At 68.7% G+C, this 17651-nt stretch carries 16 protein-coding genes; 6 read left to right on the top strand and 10 right to left on the bottom strand.

The window, feature by feature from the left end:
• On the bottom strand, positions 1–497 hold a 497-nt coding region (locus D474_RS0114910; protein WP_017614355.1), incomplete at its 3' end, for an ROK family protein.
• Positions 498–633: 136 nt separating this feature from the next.
• Entirely contained in the window at positions 634–1089 is a 456-nt protein-coding gene (locus D474_RS0114905; protein ID WP_017614354.1) for a hypothetical protein, read from the bottom strand.
• Positions 1090–1563: 474 nt separating this feature from the next.
• Between D474_RS0114905 and D474_RS0114895 the strand changes: the two genes are divergently transcribed.
• On the top strand, positions 1564–3366 hold the full coding sequence (locus tag D474_RS0114895; RefSeq protein ID WP_017614352.1) for an AMP-dependent synthetase/ligase: 1803 nt from the start codon (positions 1564–1566) through the stop codon (positions 3364–3366).
• A 486-nt stretch (positions 3367–3852) separates the two neighbouring features.
• On the opposite strand, the gene qcrB is transcribed toward D474_RS0114895, so the two are convergent.
• From qcrB to ctaE, 4 genes are read right to left on the bottom strand one after another with little or no spacing between them, the layout of a single operon-like run.
• Positions 3853–5520, bottom strand: a complete 1668-nt coding sequence (gene qcrB / locus D474_RS0114890) for a cytochrome bc1 complex cytochrome b subunit (protein WP_017614351.1) — start codon at positions 5518–5520, stop codon at positions 3853–3855.
• Entirely contained in the window at positions 5520–6674 is a 1155-nt protein-coding gene (qcrA, locus tag D474_RS0114885; protein WP_017614350.1) for a cytochrome bc1 complex Rieske iron-sulfur subunit, read from the bottom strand. The genes qcrB and qcrA overlap by 1 nt, the downstream gene beginning before the upstream one ends.
• Entirely contained in the window at positions 6667–7584 is a 918-nt protein-coding gene (gene qcrC / locus D474_RS0114880; protein ID WP_083931841.1) for a cytochrome bc1 complex diheme cytochrome c subunit, read from the bottom strand. The genes qcrA and qcrC overlap by 8 nt, the downstream gene beginning before the upstream one ends.
• 17 nt (positions 7585–7601) lie before the next feature.
• Positions 7602–8228 (bottom strand): aa3-type cytochrome oxidase subunit III, encoded by a 627-nt coding sequence (ctaE, locus tag D474_RS0114875; RefSeq protein ID WP_193374013.1) that lies wholly within the window; start codon positions 8226–8228, stop codon positions 7602–7604.
• 480 nt (positions 8229–8708) lie between these two features.
• Here ctaE and D474_RS0114870 point away from each other — a divergent pair, with 480 nt between their 5' ends.
• On the top strand, positions 8709–9149 hold the full coding sequence (locus D474_RS0114870) for a chemotaxis protein CheY (protein WP_026118502.1): 441 nt from the start codon (positions 8709–8711) through the stop codon (positions 9147–9149).
• Positions 9150–9375: 226 nt separating this feature from the next.
• Complete coding sequence (gene trpD / locus D474_RS0114865; RefSeq protein ID WP_017614346.1) at positions 9376–10467, top strand: anthranilate phosphoribosyltransferase; 1092 nt, start codon at positions 9376–9378, stop codon at positions 10465–10467.
• A gap of 79 nt (positions 10468–10546) precedes the next feature.
• Here trpD and D474_RS0114860 read toward each other — a convergent pair whose 3' ends face one another.
• From D474_RS0114860 to D474_RS0114850, 3 genes are all read right to left on the bottom strand, one after another.
• The gene (locus D474_RS0114860; RefSeq protein ID WP_017614345.1) at positions 10547–10822 is read right to left on the bottom strand and encodes an Lrp/AsnC family transcriptional regulator; all 276 of its coding nucleotides are present in this window, start codon (positions 10820–10822) and stop codon (positions 10547–10549) included.
• A gap of 64 nt (positions 10823–10886) precedes the next feature.
• Positions 10887–11651 (bottom strand): rhomboid family intramembrane serine protease, encoded by a 765-nt coding sequence (locus tag D474_RS0114855; protein ID WP_017614344.1) that lies wholly within the window; start codon positions 11649–11651, stop codon positions 10887–10889.
• Positions 11629–13353, bottom strand: a complete 1725-nt coding sequence (locus tag D474_RS0114850; protein ID WP_017614343.1) for a DEDD exonuclease domain-containing protein — start codon at positions 13351–13353, stop codon at positions 11629–11631. Before D474_RS0114850 ends, D474_RS0114855 begins: the two co-directional genes overlap by 23 nt.
• A 105-nt stretch (positions 13354–13458) precedes the next feature.
• On the opposite strand from D474_RS0114850, the gene D474_RS32295 reads away from it, so the two are divergent.
• The 3 genes from D474_RS32295 to D474_RS0114840 all read left to right on the top strand — a co-directional run bounded on the left by D474_RS32295 (position 13459) and on the right by D474_RS0114840 (position 16300).
• Positions 13459–13611, top strand: coding sequence for a hypothetical protein (locus tag D474_RS32295; RefSeq protein WP_161628686.1), 153 nt, complete (start codon positions 13459–13461; stop codon positions 13609–13611).
• Positions 13608–14960, top strand: a complete 1353-nt coding sequence (locus D474_RS0114845; protein WP_026118501.1) for an NYN domain-containing protein — start codon at positions 13608–13610, stop codon at positions 14958–14960. The genes D474_RS32295 and D474_RS0114845 overlap by 4 nt, the downstream gene beginning before the upstream one ends.
• Positions 14961–15361: 401 nt before the next feature.
• Complete coding sequence (locus D474_RS0114840) at positions 15362–16300, top strand: C40 family peptidase (protein WP_017614341.1); 939 nt, start codon at positions 15362–15364, stop codon at positions 16298–16300.
• 126 nt (positions 16301–16426) lie between these two features.
• On the opposite strand, the gene D474_RS0114835 is transcribed toward D474_RS0114840, so the two are convergent.
• Positions 16427–17575 (bottom strand): DUF418 domain-containing protein, encoded by a 1149-nt coding sequence (locus D474_RS0114835; RefSeq protein WP_051050984.1) that lies wholly within the window; start codon positions 17573–17575, stop codon positions 16427–16429.
• Positions 17576–17651: the final 76 nt, after the last annotated feature.

Genomic DNA, 17651 nt, shown 5'->3' with positions numbered 1-17651 from the left:
TGCGGGACCATCCGGTAGTGCCCGATCTCGGCGGCGACACCGAAGCGGCCGCGGTGGAGCCGGCCTCCCAGGACCAGGCCGCCGCCGATGCCGGTTCCGAGGGTCACGCACACGATGTGGTCGCTGTCCCTCCCGGCTCCGAAGCGCGCCTCGGCCCAGGCGGCGGCGTTGGCGTCGTTCTCGATGACCACGGGGAGCCCGACACGTTCCTGCACCCGGTCCCGCAGGGGGTGGTCGCGCAGTCCGATGTTGACCGCGACCTGGACGGTCGCACGGTCCTCGTCGACGAACCCGGCCACGCCCACGCCGACGGCGCCGATCTCTCCTTCCTCACGGCGCTCGCGCAGTTCGTCGACCGCGCGGGCCACGACCTCGGCCAGGGCTCGGGGATCTTCGGACGGGGTGGGGTGCTTGACCCGGTCGAGGATCTGCCCGTTGGGGTCGACCACACCGGCGGCGATCTTGGTTCCGCCGATGTCTACGCCGATGGTCAGCATGGGGGCAGCTCCTTCGCACTTACGCCTGATCTCTGACATAAGTGGTCACCTTGACGTCAGAGGCCTTGCAAATGGTGTAAACCATTCGATTAAACCAGGCCGAGCCGCCCCCGGCATCCCCTGCTGCCGTTCCCGGTCAGGGCCGGGCGCCGCCACCCTCCCCGCCGGCCGCGTCATCGCGGCCGCGGACCTCCTCCGCCTCCCGCGCGGCACGCCCTTCCTCTCGGGCCTGCTCGAGGGAACGCTCGAGTACGCCCCACGTCCGACCCACGGCGTCGGCCAGGGTCAGTCCGGCGCGGCCCAGGTGGCCTGCGACCTCGGGTGCGGCCTTGCGCACGATCTCGAAGACCTCCTCTGAGGCCGGCTTGGGCTGGGGCGCCTCGAGGCGGATCGCCTCGCCCCACACGTCCTCCTGCTCCTTGGGACGCGAGACCACCGAGTCCACGCTCCGCTTGACCCCGGCCGAGAAGATCCTGCGCTGGACGTCGTCGACGAGGCCGCCCAGGACACTTCCGATGGGATCGGGATCGGCGGCCCGGCCCTCCTGGCGGTCGCGTCGCTGGCCGGTGTCGCGGGCGTCGTTGTCCGTCATGTCCCTCTCCTGTCGTGACACGTCCTCGGTTTCACGTTAGCCGCGGTCGGCCGCCTCGGACAGGCGCCCGGGGGCGGTCTCCGGAAGGAATCAGGGATGAGCCGGAGGGTCCCCGGCGTTGTGCTTCACACGGAGGCCGATCGCAGGCCAGACCCGATGAACAAGTGGCAACACCTGCTCAGAACGGACACCACGGAATGTGCGCAGGGGGCACACCAGGCGATATTCTCACGTGCATACGAGGCGTAACCCGGATCACGACGGGTGTCCGAGCGCCGAACGAACGGCGGCGCCCACGTCCGCCGCGAACGGGGGACCCGTTCCCGGAGACCGGGCCCTGGACGCACATCACCGCAGGGTGTTCGGGTCACTGTTGGATACCGAACGGCAATCTGTTCTACTCACGAGTAGCATTCGTTGTTACGGTCGTCACGTCCCCACTAACCAGAATCCGTTCACGTCCAGGAGCACCACGTGCGCGAATACAGCTCTCCAGCGGTCGTCGAGATCCCCGACGACGCGCGGCTGACCGACACGCTCTACGCCCGTGCGGCCACCGAGCCCAAGGCCACGGCCGCCCGCAAGCAGGAGCCCGGTGGCCAGTGGCGTGCCATCAGCGTCGAGGAGATGCAGGGCGACATCGTCGCCCACGCCAAGGCTCTGATCAACGCCGGTGTGGAAAAGGGAGACCGCGTCGCCCTGCTGTCCCGCACCCGTTACGAGTGGACGGTCGTCGACTACGCGATCTGGTCGGTCGGTGGCATCACCGTACCGATCTACGAGACCTCCTCCCCCGAACAGATCGAGTGGATCCTGTCCAACTCGGGTGCCAAGGCCGTCTTCGTCGAGAACGACGAGCACGCCAAACGCATCGAGGCGGTCCGCTCCGAGGCTCCCGAACTCCAGCAGATCTGGCGCTTCGACGACGCCGAGTTCAACGAGCTGAGAGAGAGCGGCTCCGAGGTCACCGACGAGGCCCTCGAGGAGCGCCGCACCGCCGTCACCGCCGACGACCTGGCCACCCTCATCTACACGTCCGGGACCACGGGCCGCCCCAAGGGTTGCCAGCTGACCCACCGGAACTTCCTCTTCATCTCCCGCGCCGCCCTGGAGGGCCCGGCCGAGCAGGTCCTCAAGGGCCGCGACAACCCCTCCACCCTGCTCTTCCTGCCGCTTGCGCATGTCTTCGCCCGCTTCGTGCAGGTCATGACCATCGAGGCCAAAGCCACCCTGGGCCACTTCCCCTCGGCCGGCCCGGAGCTCATCGACCAGTTCTCGGTCTTCAAGCCGACCTTCCTGCTCGCCGTCCCCCGCGTCTTCGAGAAGGTCTTCACCAAGGCCGAGCAGAAGGCGACCGCCGAGGGCAAGGGCAAGATCTTCAACGCGGCCGCCGATACCGCGATCGCCTACAGCAAGGCGCTCGACGCCGGACAGGTCCCGCTCTCACTGCGCCTGAAGCACAAGCTCTTCAGCAAGCTCGTCTACGGCAAGATCACCGACCGCCTCGGCGGCGAGGCCGAGTACGCGGTCTCCGGCGGCTCCGCCCTCGGGTCCCGCTTGGGCCACTTCTTCCGCGGTATCGGCTTCACGATCATCGAGGGGTACGGCCTCACCGAGACCACCGCTCCGACCTCGGTCAACAGCCCCGAGTTCAACAAGATCGGGACCGTCGGCCAGCCTCTGCCGGGCACCTCGATCAAGATCGCCGAGGACGGGGAGATCCTCCTCAAGGGCGACCACATCATGACCGGCTACTGGGAGAACGAGAAGGCCACCAAGGAGGCCTTCACCCAGGACGGGTACTACCACACCGGTGACCTCGGCTCCCTGGACGACGACGGTTTCCTCTCGGTCACCGGCCGCAAGAAGGAGATCATCGTGACCGCCGGCGGCAAGAACGTCGCCCCGGCCGTCCTCGAGGACCGCATCCGCGCCAACGCGCTGGTCTCCCAGTGCATGGTCGTGGGGGACAACCGCAAGTTCATCGCCGCCCTCGTCACGATCGACCCCGAGTCCTTCGAGCAGTGGAAGGAACAGAAGGGCAAGACGGGCGAGATCGCCGAAATGACCGGGGACGAAGACCTCAAGGCCGCGATCCAGGAAGCCGTGGACAACGCCAACCAGGCCGTGTCCAAGGCCGAGAGCATCCGCAAGTTCCGGATCCTGCCCTCCGACTTCACCGAGGAGAGCGGTGAGATGACCGCGTCCCTCAAGGTCAAGCGCCACGTGGTGAACAAGGAGTGGAGCAAGGAGATCGAGGAGATCTACAACGACTGATCCCGCACCGCACCGGCCCGCGTCCGGTGTGCGCTGCACGGTGTGAAGGAGCCGTCCGCCCTCTCGGGGTGGACGGCTCCTTTGCCGTGCACGGGCCGCGTGCGGCCCCGCGCGGCACTCGCGTCACCGATCGGCCACAGGTATGTTCCGCAGAACACGTGTACGCGCCCGCACGAGAGCGTCGGCCCACCACCCCTCGGTTCTACGGGCAGAGATGGAGCCCAGCTCCGAGAGCCCAGCAGAAGCCTCGTGCGGGGCTCTGCCGCAATGCGGAGCGGGTGCCCGCACGCCCATCCGCACGCGGACCACTCGGACCGCGGAGGTGGGCGCTCCCCGGCTGCGCAGAAGGGCGCCGGGAACCCGCATACGTTCCGGTCGGCGAAGGGCCCGAAACCCCCGGACACACGACGGGCCCGGCCGTGGCACGGCCGGGCCCGTCGTCGGCGCGGTGATCCGTCCAGTGGGAGGATCCCACCGCCTCACGCGTCAGCGCTCGACGTCTCCACCCTCCTCGGAGAGGTGCTCCTGGGAGTGGTGCAGGTGGTGGCCGCTGTGCGGCTCCAGACCCTGCACGGACACGTTGTCCTTCGTGTACCAGTGCGCGAGCTTCCTGCGGAACTTGCCCATGCCCTTGCGGGCGTCGGGGTTCTCCACGCCACTGGCATCCACGTCCTCGTCCGTCAGTGCGGTCGAGGAAGGATCGCGCTTGCTGCTGAGAACCTCGACCGTCTCGTCGGAGCTCTCCTTGTGCACCTCGATGAACTCACCGCTGGGCAGCTGCTGGATGACGCCGCTCTCGTAACCGTGTTCCAGGGTCTCCCTGTCACGGCGCTGGAGGCCCAAGCAGATGCGCTTGGTGATGATGAACCCGAGGATCGGACCCGCGATCGCCATGACCCTGAAGATGTAGGTCGTCAGGTACAGGTCGATCGAGAAGGTCTCCGACAGCACGTCGTTGGCGCCGGCCATCCACAGCACGCCGTAGAAGATGATGCCGGCGACGCCCAGACCGGTGCGGACCGGGGCGTTACGGGGCCGGTCGGCGATGTTGTGGGCGCGCTTGTCACCGGTGATCCACTGCTCGACGAACGGCCACAGGGCCAGCGCACCGAAGATCAGCCCCGGGATGACCAGACCGGGCACGAGGACCGCGGTCATGATCGGGTACCCGGCACCGATCGGGATCGTGAAGTCGAGCCAGTTCGGGAAGATTCGCAGCGAACCCTCCATGAAGCCCATGTACCAGTCCGGCTGGAGACCGGAGGTGATGGACGTCGGCGCGAAGGGCCCGAACAGGTGGATCGGGTTCACCTGGATGAAGGCGCTCAGACCGGCGGTCACGGCGAAGGTGAAGAAGAAGAACCCACCCGCCTTGACCGCGAAGGCCGGGAACATAGGTGTTCCGACCACGGTCTTGTCGTTTCTGCCCAAACCTGGATATTGAGTGTGTTTCTGGTGCCACAGGATCATGAAGTGCGCCACGATCAAGGCCAGCAACAGAGCCGGGATGAGCAACACGTGCAGCACGTACAACCTGGTGATGATGTCGTCGCCGGGGAACTCCCCGCCGAAGAGGAACATCGAGATGTAGGTGCCGACGAGCGGGATCGCCAGCATCACGCCCTGCAGGATCCTGACGCCCATGCCCGAGGGCAGGTCGTCCGGCAGGGAGTAGCCGAAGAGGCCCTCCACCATCGCGAGGGCGAAGATCGCCACACCGATGAGCCAGTTGATCTCGCGCGGCTTGCGGAACGCACCAGTGAAGAACACGCGGAGCATGTGGATCACCAGAGCGGCCACGAAGATCAGCGCGGCCCAGTGGTGGATCTGGCGCATCAGGAAGCCGCCCCGCACATCGAAGTCGATGTGCAGTGTCGATGCGAAGGCCTCCGACATCGGAACGCCCTGCAGGCGCTCGTAGGAGCCGTCGTAGACGATCTCCACCATGCTGGGCTTGAACCAGAATGTCAGGAAGACACCGCTGATCAGCAGGATGATGAACGAGTAGAGCGCGATCTCACCCAGCATGAACGACCAGTGGTTCGGGAAGACCTTGCGAAGGTTCTTCTCACCGGTCTTGGCCAGGTGGAAGCGGTCGTCGATGTAGTTGCCGACGCCGCGCAGTGCATTGGGTGCCTGAGTCGTCTTACTCATCAGCTACCGCCACCCCTCTGGTACTCCCAGAACGTCGGACCGGGCGGCTCGTTGAAGTCGCCCGTCGAGATGAGGTAGCCCTCATCGTCCACACTGATCGGCAGCTGCGGCAGACCGCGGTGCGCCGGTCCGAAGACGACCTTGGCCGCGTCCGTGGCGTCGAAGGTCGACTGGTGGCACGGGCACAGGATGCGGTGCGTCGTACGCTCGTACAGCGCCGCCGGGCAGCCGACGTGGGTGCAGATCTTCGAGTAGGCGACGATCCCGTTGTACGTCCAATTCATGTGGGTCTCGTCGGAGTCCTCCGAGACCCTGTCGTTCATTCCGTCCTTCCAGTCGCCCTCCGGGACCTTGATCAGAAGGATCACGGACTTGGCCTGGTCGTCGAGGCTGATGCCGTGCGGGTAGCGATCGTCGTCGACCGCAGGCAGGGCGGAGATCATCCCGTACGGGTCGTCATCCAGGTCCTCGGCCCGCAGGGCACGGTGGGTGCCCTCGATGTACATACGACGGCCGTTCTCCCACGGCGTGTGGTGGAGCGCCTCCCGGGGCAGCGGGCCCAGGTCGCGCAGGAGCACGACCGGGGCGATGCCCAGCGGGAGCATCGACGCGATGAGCGTACGGCGCATGAGCGGGCGCTTGGTGAACCCGCTCTCGTCGGCGCTCTTCATGAAGAACTCGCTGAAGGAGCCCTTCTCCTCGTCGCTGGAAGGCAACTCGTCGTAGGGCGAGTGCACCTCGTAGTGCGGCATCACGTTGCGGGCCCACACGGTCATACCCGCACCGATACCGAACATGGCCAGGGTGAGCGTGCCACCCAGCAGCATGTTCGAGTACTGCGAGATCTGCGGGTCCGCGATCGCCGGCTCGTCGGCCGCGTTCGGCGGGAAGACGAAGTAAGCGGCGACGAAGGCGATGCCGGCCAGAGTGGCGAGGATGAACCACGCCGACGCCATCTTCTCCCCGCGGCGCTGCTGCTCCTCGGAGCGGATGTGCGTCTCGAAGGGCTCGTAGGGCCCTGCGTGTTCGCTCTCGTTCTCTGCGGAGGCTTCGGAGACCACACGCTCATCGGCGGAGGCCGACGGGGTGCCGACCACGCGCTCGGGCTTTTCGTCCCCGGCCTCGTTGTTGTCGTTGTTGTTGTTCTCAGTCATGGGCACGCTGCTTCGCGGTGATCCAGATCGCGCAGGCGACGATCAGGGAGAGACCCACGGTCCACCCGATGAAGCCCTCGGCGACCTGGCCGACGCGGTCCAGGGCGAAGACTCCGCCCGCGTCCGGTTCGGCCTGGAGGGTCTTCACATACGAGATGAGCTCCTGCTTCTCGTCCGGGTCGATGACGCCGTCGCTGAACATCGGCATGGCGCCGGGACCACTGACCATGGCCTCGTAGATCTCGCGCGGGGACGCGTCGTCGATCTCGGGGGCCCAGCGGCCGTCGGTCAGGGCGCCGCCCCCACCGGACCAGGCGTGGCAGTGCGCGCAGTTGGTCAGGTAGAGCTTCATGCCCATGTCGGTGTCGTCGGCGCCCTCGAGGTAGGCGTCGTACTCGGCCTCGTAGGTCTCGAGGGCAGCGTCGTACTCGCCCTCGTCCTCGAAGTCCTCGCGCTGCGGCTCGTTTCCGGGCACCTCGTAGGGCACGTCCGCACCGGCCCCGTCGTCCCTGATCTCAGCGTCGTAGTACGCGATCAGGTCGGCGAGTTCCTCCTCGGACATGACCATCGGCTTGCGCGGCATCTGGTTGTCCGGGTCCATGGACGGCATGCGTCCGGTACTGACCTGGAAGTTGACCGCAGCGGACCCGACCTCACGCAGGTCGGGTCCGGTGGGGCTGCCGGAGCCGTCCAGACCGTGGCAGCTCGCACACGTCTGGTCGAAGATGGCCCGGCCCTCGGCGATGTCGACGTCGTCCGGGGCCGGGGCCTCAGCGCTGAGGGTCTGCGCCCTGGCCTCCTCGGAAGTGGGGGCCAGTGCGGCGTACCCCACTCCGAACAGGGCTAGCGCGAGGATGACGACGACATACCCCGCCAGGGGATGCCGCCGCCGCGCGGTAATCCATTTCACGGTTTCCCCGTTTCGGGTTACTGGATGAAGTAGATGGTGAAGAACAAAGCGACCCAGACGACGTCGACGAAGTGCCAGTAGTAGGACACGACGATCGCACTGGTCGCCTGCTGGTGAGTGAAGCGCTTCGCGGCGTACGTGCGTCCCAGCATGATGAGGAACGCGATCAACCCACCGATGACGTGGAGTCCGTGGAAGCCCGTGGTCAAGAAGAACATCGAACCGTAGGGACTCGACTGCAGAGTCAGCCCCTCGTGAGCGATGAGCTCGTAGTACTCATAAGCCTGTCCGAGGATGAAGAACAGGCCCATGAAGAACGTGATGTAGAACCACATGCGCAGCTTCCGGACATCCCCGCGCTCCGCGGCCCAGACGCCGAACTGCGCGGTGAAGCTGGAAGCCACCAGGACCACGGTGATGGTCGTCGCCCACGGAACGTTGAGGTGGGCGTCCGGCCAGGCCCCGAGGTCGGGGTCCCCGGTGATCACCGATCGGATGGTGAAGTACATCGCGAACAGCGCAGCGAAGAACATGAGCTCGTTGGCAAGCCACACGATGGTGCCAACGCTCACCAGGTCAGGACGCTTTGCCGCACCATGCGCTGGTGTCGGTGCTGTTTTTGGGTTCGCGGTTGCTGTCGCCACGGGAGCATTATTACGGCATCTCGCGCAGGGCCGTACTCGACCCCCCGTAAGGCGACGGATCAGCACCGGCATCGATCGCCCACAAGCCCCGAGTTGCCCGCATGTCCGTGACTCCGGCGTTACTGTAGCGACCGGGTCGGCCGGGGCGCTTCTACGACACGCTGTAGGCGCCACACCGGCTCGATCCTGGGCCTCCCGGGCTTTCCGTTACCCCTGAAGCGACCGGGCGAACCGCGCCCGGCCAACGCGCAGGCAACAAAAAGATCACCGTTGCGCAACATGCCTCCAGGGCGTGGTGATGCGGGCCACTCCGATGCCCCAGGTGGGCCGGTGTCGAAGGTCTCAGCGCTTCGAGCGGCCCCGGGGCTGCTCTGTGCACCACCGGTACGAGGCAATACAGTCGGAGGGGACAGCCAATGAACCCCTCGGCCGCGATCCCCTGAGCGCGGCCGTGGACCGACGTGATGGGACGGTTGCGCGATGGTGGGCAGTGGTAGCGACTCCGGCACCAGGATGCGCGTGCTGATCTACAGCGACAACGCCGAGACCCGCGAGCAGGTGCGCCGGGCCGTGGGCCGCCGTCCCGCCGCGGACGTGCCCAAGGTGGAGTTCGTCGAGTGCGCGACCGCCCCCGCGGTGCTCGGAAAGCTGGACTCCAAGGACCCGCTCGACCGCATCGACGTGGCCGTCTTCGACGGTGAGGCCGCTTCACCCGTCGGCGGTATGGGCCTGTGCCGCCAGGTCAAGAACGAGATCTTCCGCTGCCCGCCGGTCCTGCTCCTGGTCGGTCGGCGCGACGACGGCTGGCTGGGCACCTGGTCGCGTGCCGAGGCCGTCGTCAGCCACCCCATCGACCCCGTCGCCCTGGCGGAGTCCCTGGCCGAGCTCATGCGCTCGCGCGCGGAGCTCGTCGACGGGTGAGCCCCGTGGATCACCAGCACGGTTCCACCGCACGGGACGACGGCCAGGGACAGCGCCGCCGTCGTCTCGTTCTGGGCGGGGCACTCAACCACGGTGCCGACATCGGGCGATGGCGCGGCTCGGCGCCTCTCCGAACCTGAAAGCGCGGGACCGGTCCGCCCCTCGCGGCATACCCGGCCCCGCCGACGAGCCCAGCAATCCGTGCCACAGCCCGTGGAGTCACAGCATGAACGTCCCCGCCTCAGCGACCCCTGCCGACGAGCCCTCCCCCGTCACCGAACGGACCTGGGCCAACCTCATCACTGCCCTGCTCGGCGGTACCGACCTGGCCGCGGCCGACACCGAGTGGGCCATGAACGAGATCATGTCGGGATCGGCGACCGACGCCCAGGTCGCAGGGTTCGCGATCGCCCTGCGTTCCAAGGGTGAGAGCGTCTCGGAGGTCACCGGCCTGGCGGAGGGCATGCTCGACCACGCGGTCCGCCTGCAGGTTCCGGGGCCGACCCTCGACATCGTCGGGACCGGCGGCGACCGGGCGCACACGGTGAACGTGTCGACGATGGCCGCGATCGTTTCCGCGGCCGCGGGCGCACGTGTGGTCAAGCACGGCAACCGGGCGGCCTCCTCCTCGTGTGGGACCGCCGACGTGCTCGAACGCCTGGGTGTGGTGTTGGACCTGCCCTCGGGGCTGACAGCGCGGGTGGCCGAGCAGGCCGGCATCACGTTCGCGTTCGCGCCGATGTTCCACCCCTCGCTGCGGTTCGCCGCCAAGCCGCGCCGGGAGCTCGCGGTGCCGACGGTCTTCAACTTCCTGGGCCCGTTGACCAACCCGGCCCGGCCCACCGCATCGGCGATCGGGGTCTTCGACGAGCACATGTGCGAGACCATCGCCGGGGTTTTCGCCCGGCGCGGTTCGGACGCCCTCGTCTTCCGCGGCGACGACGGCATCGACGAGCTGACGATCTCCACGACGTCCACAGTGTGGGTGGTGCGCGACGGGCAGGCCCGGCGCGAGGTCCTGGACCCGGCGGACCTGGGGATCCCCCGGTCGCCGCAGGAGGCCCTGCGCGGCGGTGACGTGGAGTTCAACGCCCGTGCGGTACGCGAAACGGTCGAGGGCCGCCAGGGCCCGGTGCGCGACGCCGTTCTCCTCAACGCGGGCGCGGCACTGGCCGCCGTCGAGGGTGTGGACGGATCGCTCACCGAGGCCGTGCGCACCGGCTACGAGCGGGCCGTTCAGGCCGTCGACAGCGGTGCGGCCCTGCGCACGCTGGAGACCTGGGTGAAGACCAGCCAGGAGCACGCCAAGGAGGCGTGAGTGCGCCTTCGCACCGAACGCACGAAGGGGCGGACCCGGCATCTCGCCGTGGGCCGCCCCTCTCGCGTGTGCCTGGCGCTCACCAGCCCAGGGCGAAAGCCGACTCCAGGTCGTGCTTGGAGTAGGTCTGGAACGAGATGTGGGTGTCGGAGGAGAGCACCCCGGGGACCTTGTTGACGTGGCCGGGGATGACCTCGGCAAGGTCCTCGTGGGCACGCACGCGCACCATGGCGATGAGGTCCACGCCTCCGGTGACGGAGTAGACCTCGCTGACCCCCTCGATCTCCGCGATCGCCTCGGCGACCTCGGGGATGCGGTTGACGTCGGCCTTGATCATGACGATCGCGGTGATCACTGTGCCTCCAGGGGCTGCTCGGGGCGCGGGTCGTGTCGTGTCCCCGGCCGCCGCGTGGCGCTGTTCAGTAGACGTCGGAGAGCCGAGTCCCGGAGCGCCAGCGCAGCCGGTAGACCACCAGTCCGAGGACGACACCGGCGATGAACCCGTACACGTGTGCAGCGTAGGCCACGCCGGAGTCCTCGCCGGGCGAGTCGGAACCGGTGACGTAGAGAAGATACTGAAGGACGAAGTAACTGCCCACCAGCGCCCATCCGGGCAGGCGCATCGGGATGACCACGAACACCAGGGTCGTCACCCGGCTGCGGAACTGCACGACGAGATAGGCGCCGAGCACGCCCGAGATCGCCCCGGAGGCGCCGACCATGGGTACCTGCCCGCCCACTTCACTCAGTGCCTGGCCCAGGGCTGCGGCCAGGCCGGTCGCCAGGTACAGCGCCAGGAAGCGCAGGCGCCCGATGCGGTCCTCCACGACGGGCCCGAAGACGAACAGGTAGACCATGTTGCCGAGCAGGTGGGCCGCTCCCCCGTGCACGAACATGGAGCTGAAGAGGGAGAACCAGACCGACTTGCCCTCGATCTGCGGGCAGTGCTCGGAGACGGGTTCGGCGAGGGCCACGCTGCCGGTGAGCTCGGCGGGGACGGCACCCCAGCGCATGAAGTAGTCCTGGATCTCGCAGACTCTCTCGAACTGGTCGGCCGAGTACCAGACGGCGGTTGCGGCCTGGGGCGAGGCGAGGTAGACGAGGACGTTGGCCGCGATCAGTGCGTAGGCGACCACGGGAGCGCGGCGGACCGGGTAGTCGTCATTGAGCGGAAGCGCGGCCATGCGCCCAGTGTGTCATCTCGCTGTGGGCCTCGGCGCTCCGCAATGGGCATGTCCATTCGCCCTCCAGGCGCACCAGGCGCGTGGCGGGGTCGGTGAGCCAGGCCAGGACGAGTTCGCCCTCGGCTGCGGTGGCGCGGGGCACGGGTCCGGGCCCGGGGTCGACGTGTTCGGCGGTGGCCTCGAGGGAGGTGAGGAAGGCATCCGAGTCGGTCCCCGGGTGAAGGACGGCACTGGCCGCCAGGCGGCCGTGGCGCACGACACTGGTCTCCCAGCCCAGGGCGCCGGGCCGGGTGGCGACCACGTGTGGGAGAGCGGCCAGGGCAGTGAGGCGCTGGGAGCGACCGGCACCGCGTAGGAACGCAGTGAGTCGGTCGCGCTGCTCGGCGGCCTCCTCGTAGCGCAGCTGGTCGGAGAGCTTGCTGATACGGGCGGTGTGCGTGTCCACGACCGCGGCCGGATCGCCGGTCATGGCCTCGCGTGCTGCCTCGGCGTGGGCGCTGTAGTCGGCACGGCTCTCGGTCCCGTCGCAAGGGGCTCCGCAGCGGCCGAGTTGGGCGAGCACGCAGGGTTCCACGGTGCGCCGGGGCGGATCGAACGTGTGCGTGCACTGGCGCAGCGGGAAGGCGGACAGAAGCGCCTCGCGGGCCCGGTGCGCCTCCTTCAGGGAGGTGTAGGGGCCCAGGTAGGGGGCGTTGTCGTCCTTGACGGCCCGCACCACGGACAGGCGCGGGAAGGCCTCTCTGGTGAGTTTGATCCAGTGCGCGCGTTCGGGGTGGCGCGAACGCCGGTTGTAGGGCGGTTTGCGTTCGGCGATCAGGCGCAGTTCGCGGACCGAGGCCTCCAACTCGGTGGCGCACACGATGGGGGTCACCCCATCGACGACGCCGGCCATCTCGCGGATTCGCTGCCGGTTCTCGGCTGCGGTGAAGTAGGTACGCACGCGGTGGCGCAGGTTCTTGCTCTTGCCGACGTAGAGGCTGGCGCCGTTCGCGTCGGTGAACACGTACACCCCGGGCGCCTCGGGCACCCCTTCGGCGAGGTGGCGTTTGGCGATCTGCTGTTTGGTGGGGGGCTTGGACACCGAGCGCAGTTCCTCGAGGCTGTGCACGCCCATGGGCGCCAGGCGTTCGATGAGCCCGTGCAGGACGTCGACGGTGGCGCGCGCGTCGTCGAGGGCCCGGTGGTTGGGGGTGACAGGGGCCCCGAAGAAGGTGGCGAGGGTGGTGAGCTTGTGGTTGCGGGTCTCGCCCTTGCCCAGGACAGCACGGGCCAGCCGCAGTGTGTCGACGACGGGCTGGGTCGGCCGGGGGTGTCCGTGGCGTTCGCAGGCGGCCTTGAGGAACCCGGTGTCGAAGGGGGCGTTGTGCGCAACCACGGCGGTGTTCGGGTCGCGGTTCAGGTACTCCAGGAGGTCGGGCAGGACCTCCTCCATGGGCGGTGCGGTGGCCACCATGGACTGGGTGATTCCGGTCAGCAGCGTGATGGTGGCGGGCACGACCACCCCGGGGTTCACGAGGGTGGTGAACTCGTCGAGCACCTCGCCGCCCCGGACTCGAACGGCTCCGACCTCCGTGATGCGCGCGTTCGTGGCGCTGGTTCCGGTCGTCTCGAGGTCGAGCACGACGAACGTGGTCTCGGCCAGAGGGGTACCGAGGTCGTCGATGCTGGTCTGGACACCCGTGGGCGTCTGCGACTGTGACACGCGGCCAGGGTAGTCGGCACCGGTGACCGAACCCTTCCGGGATGGAATGCCCCGTGCCCGACATGGAAGGATGTGGGGACGACCCCACACGAGAAGGAGACGAACGTGGCGATCGCCAAGCCCGGCGGCGAGGAGCGTCGGCCCCGCATCGGATGCGGCAGCCCGACGCGGTCCGACGTGAGCCGGACGGTGCGTTCGGAGGCTTCCGTGCGCCGGGCGCTGTCCGGTACGGCCGAGCACTCCCCGGGTCGAGCATGAGTGCCGACCCGGACGACGGCACAGGGGCAGCCGGCTCCGCGGCCGAGTGCGGCGAACAGTTGGAGCGCCCCCTGCCCGAACAGGTGCGTTCCCGGGTCGTGGAGTACGGGTCGGACGTTCTGGGCGGGATGCGCGCTTCCGAGCTCCCCCCGGTGCTGCGCCGGGTCGCCCGGTTCGAACCGCGCCGCCGCGCACGCCTGGCGGGTCCGCAGATCGCCGCACAGCTCGAGACCGACAAGGATTTCCGTTCCCGGGTGGCCTCCCGTGTGGAGCAGGTGTGGCCCGAGCTCGTCGAAGGACTGCGCTCGGGTGTCGTACCGCCCGCGGCCGACCCGGTCGCGGTCGCGGCCTGCGCATACCTGGTGCGCCCCGAGGGATGGGCAGCCATCGTGGAGGAGATCCACGGCGAGCTGGAACACCGGGCGGGTGCACAGGAGGCCGACGCCGCGGCCGAGGCGGCCGAGTCCGCGCGCAGCCAGTTGGAGCAGGCCAGGCGCGACCACCGTGCCGAGACCGAGCGCCTGCGTTCGCAGTTGAAGGAACAGCGGACGGAGATCGCCGACCTGCGGCGCCGCATCCACGCCGAGCGCGGGCGCGCCAGGGAGGCCGCCCAGCAGGCCGAGCGGGCGCTGAAGGACACCGCGGAGCGCGAGCACGAGTCGGCCTCCCGGATGAGCTCGCTCGAGGCGGAGAACCGGCGCTTGCGGACCCGGCTGGCGGCAGCGGAGACACAGGTGGAGAACGCCCGGCGTGCGGCCCGCACCGGACGCAACGCCGACGAGGCGCGTCTGCGGGTGCTGTTGGACGTCCTGGTGGAGGCCTCGCACGGTCTCCGGCGGGAGTTGGCCCTGCCCGCCTCGGTGGACAGCCCGGCCGATCTGGTCTCCGAGGGCGGCAGCGGGCGCACGTCGCTGGCCGGCCTGCCCGACGACGACCCGGGACTGCTCGAACACCTGTTGACGGTGCCACGCGTGCACCTGCTCCTGGACGGCTACAACGTCACCAAGACCGGTTACGGCACGCTCCCGCTGGCCGACCAGCGCACCCGCCTGCTGTCCTCCCTGGAAGGGCTGGCGAGCCGGACCAGGGCCGAGATCACATGCGTGTTCGACGGCGCGGACGTGGACACCCCTCCTGTGGTGTCGGGCCCGCGACGGGTACGGCTGCTGTTCAGCGCCGCGGGTGAGACCGCCGACGAGCTCATCGTACGCCTGGTGGGTGCCGAACCCCCGGGCCGCCCGATCGCCGTGGTCACCTCCGACCAGGAGATCGTGTCGGCGGTGCAACGGGCCGGGGCCCGTGCGGTGCCCTCGGCGGTGTTCCTGCGCGGACTCGATACCACGAGCTGAACGACAGCGGCCCCGTTTCCGCGGTGTAACACGCGCCACCATTGCGGACACGGGACCGGCCCCAACCCGGGCTGGCCTGGAAGGAACGTCCGCCCGAACCGGACGATAACCGGCGCCCCACGAGATCGGATCGTCTCCCGTGGTTGAGCCCTGACGGACGGTCCGCTAGGTTCTTCCCGAACGTGAGTGCTCTACCGGGTAGTGGATCACACCTGTGTCCTCCCCGAGCCCGGTGGAGGCCCCGCTGCGCTCACGCGTCCCCGTCCGGTTGCCGGTGAGGGACCCCTCTGTCTCGCCCCCCGTACAAGCATGCGGACTTTCAACCTCAAGGAGCGTGGACCGCCATGAAGAACCCCGGTGGTCGGCGTCAAGCTCGCCGAATCGCATCGACAGGCATCGGAATGGTGGCCGCTGGTGCCATCCTCGTCCCCGGAACCGCACACGCGGACCCCAGTCAGGACGAGGTCGAGGACCGTATCGAAGAGCTCAACGAGGAGGCCTCCACCCTCGTCGAGGAGTACAATCAGGCCCAGGAGGACCACGAGACCGCCGAGGCGCAGTACGAGGAGATCGAGAGCCAGGTCGGCGACGAGCAGGACCGCTACGACGAGCTGCAGGAGAAGGTCCAGCAGTTCGCCAACGCGACCTACCAGACCGGTGACCTGGATTCCACGACCAACGTGCTGACCTCGGAGGGCCCCGAGGCGCTGCTGGACCAGAACGCTGACCTCAACTACCTGTCCGAGGCCCAGATCCAGCAGCTGGACGACTTCAGCGACTCGTCGGAGCGGCTGTTCTCCCTCAAGGAGGAGTCCGAGCAAGCGCTCGAGGATGCCGAGGAGAAACTGGACGAGGCCGAGGAGGCCAAGGACGAGGTCGAGGAGAAGATCGAGGAGCAGGAGGAACTGCTCGCCCAGTTCCCCGACTCCGACCCCTCGGCCGCGGGCGCCGACGACTCCGGCGGTTCCTACACCGGCGATGCCAGCGGTGACGCAGGCGCGGCCCTGGACTTCGCCTACGGGCAGGTCGGGCTGCCCTACATCTACGGCGGCACGGGCCCCGACGGCTACGACTGCTCCGGCCTGGTGCAGGCCGCCTGGCGTTCGGCCGGCGTGGACCTGCCCCGCACCACCTACGCCCAGGCCGAGGTGGGCCAGCGCATCACCGACATGAGCGCGCTGCAGCCCGGCGACATCGTGTTCTTCTCCGGCATGGGGCACAACGGCCTCTACGCCGGCGACGACCAGATGGTGCACGCGCCCCGCACGGGACGCAACATCGAGGTCGTCGGCCTGGCCGAGTACTGGGGCAGCCAGTTCGAGTTCGCGGTGCGCCTGTAGTCACCTCGCGGGCGGCCCAGGCCGCCCCGCGTACACCGCACGGGCGGTGGTCACCGGGGTTCCTCCGGGGACCGCCGCCCGTGGTGTGTTCGGGGCGGGTGCCTGCGGGCAGCGCGGTCGGCTTGGTCAGCGTGCGCGTGCCAGGACCTTCTTCTGCAGGGCCTCCAGCGGTCCGTTCCGGAACCGGCGCAGCCAGAGCACGGACCCGGCGGCCAGGAGCACCGAGACCCCGGCCCACAGCGTGAGGGACCACCAGGGACCGGCCCAGGCCATGCGTTCGGTGAGCCCCAACCCGAACCCGTAGGAGACCAGCATGAGCACGACGTTCTGTGCGACGTAGCCCGTCATGGCCATCCGCCCCAGAGCCGAGAGCCCGTTCGCGGTGGGGCCGGTGCCGCCGAACCGGTCGCGCAGGACACCGACCAGCCCGATGACGCCGAGCGCGACCAGGGGCGCAGCCATGTAGCGGTCGGCCAGAGCCCATTCCTCCCCGCCCAGGGAGGCGGCCAGGCTCAGGGGCAGCCCGACACCCAGGCCCCGAACCAGGAGGCTGGAGCGCAGCCGCCGTCCGGTGTCGTCATCGCCGAAGGCGCCCGCCCGCAAGAGGCGTACGCCGAGCAGGAACATGAAGACCATGAGGGCGAAGGTCCCGATGGGTTCGGCACGCAGGATCAGCGCGTTCTCCAGGCGGAACACGACCTGCTCCAGGTAGGTTCCGCTCGCGTAGAGCTCGGCCACCTCGGCCGAGACCTCGTCCCCGCCCCCTCCCACGGGCAGCAGAACCGTCACCGCGGTGGCCAGGGACATCAGCGCCAGGTGCACGGCGAGCGAGGTCCACATGACCCAGATCTGCACACGTTCGGAGCGGACCAGCAACCAGGCCACGAGCAGGGCCACGACCGCGTAGCCCATGAGCACGTCGAAGGCGAAGACCAGGGTGAAGTGGACCGTGCCCTCGACGAACAGGAACAGGGCGCGCCACTTGTAGGCCCCGGGCCACCGCCTCCCGCGGTTGCGGGCGGAGCGGTACTGCAGGGCCAGGCCGACCCCGAACATGAGCGTGAGCAGGGCCAGGAAGGTGCCGTTGGCAGCGGTACGGAAGAGCCCCTCGACCAGCGACGAGGCGGACGGGTCCTCGAGGAAGCGCCCCATCGGTACCGATCCCGCACCCCCGAAGAGCGCCGAGGTCTCTCCCCCGGGTGCGGTGAACAGCCACACGTTGGTGGCGAGGGTCCCCACGATCGCGACGCCCCGCAGCAGATCGAGCAGGGGCATCCGGGTGCGGCTGTCCTCCCGTGCGGCTCCGTCAGCATCGCGTACCCGTGCGGGCACGGCGTCGTGGTGTGGCTCG

Source organism: Nocardiopsis salina YIM 90010 (genome assembly GCF_000341025.1).
GTDB lineage: Bacteria > Actinomycetota > Actinomycetes > Streptosporangiales > Streptosporangiaceae > Nocardiopsis > Nocardiopsis salina.
This window is presented reverse-complemented; position numbering and strand designations above follow the sequence as displayed.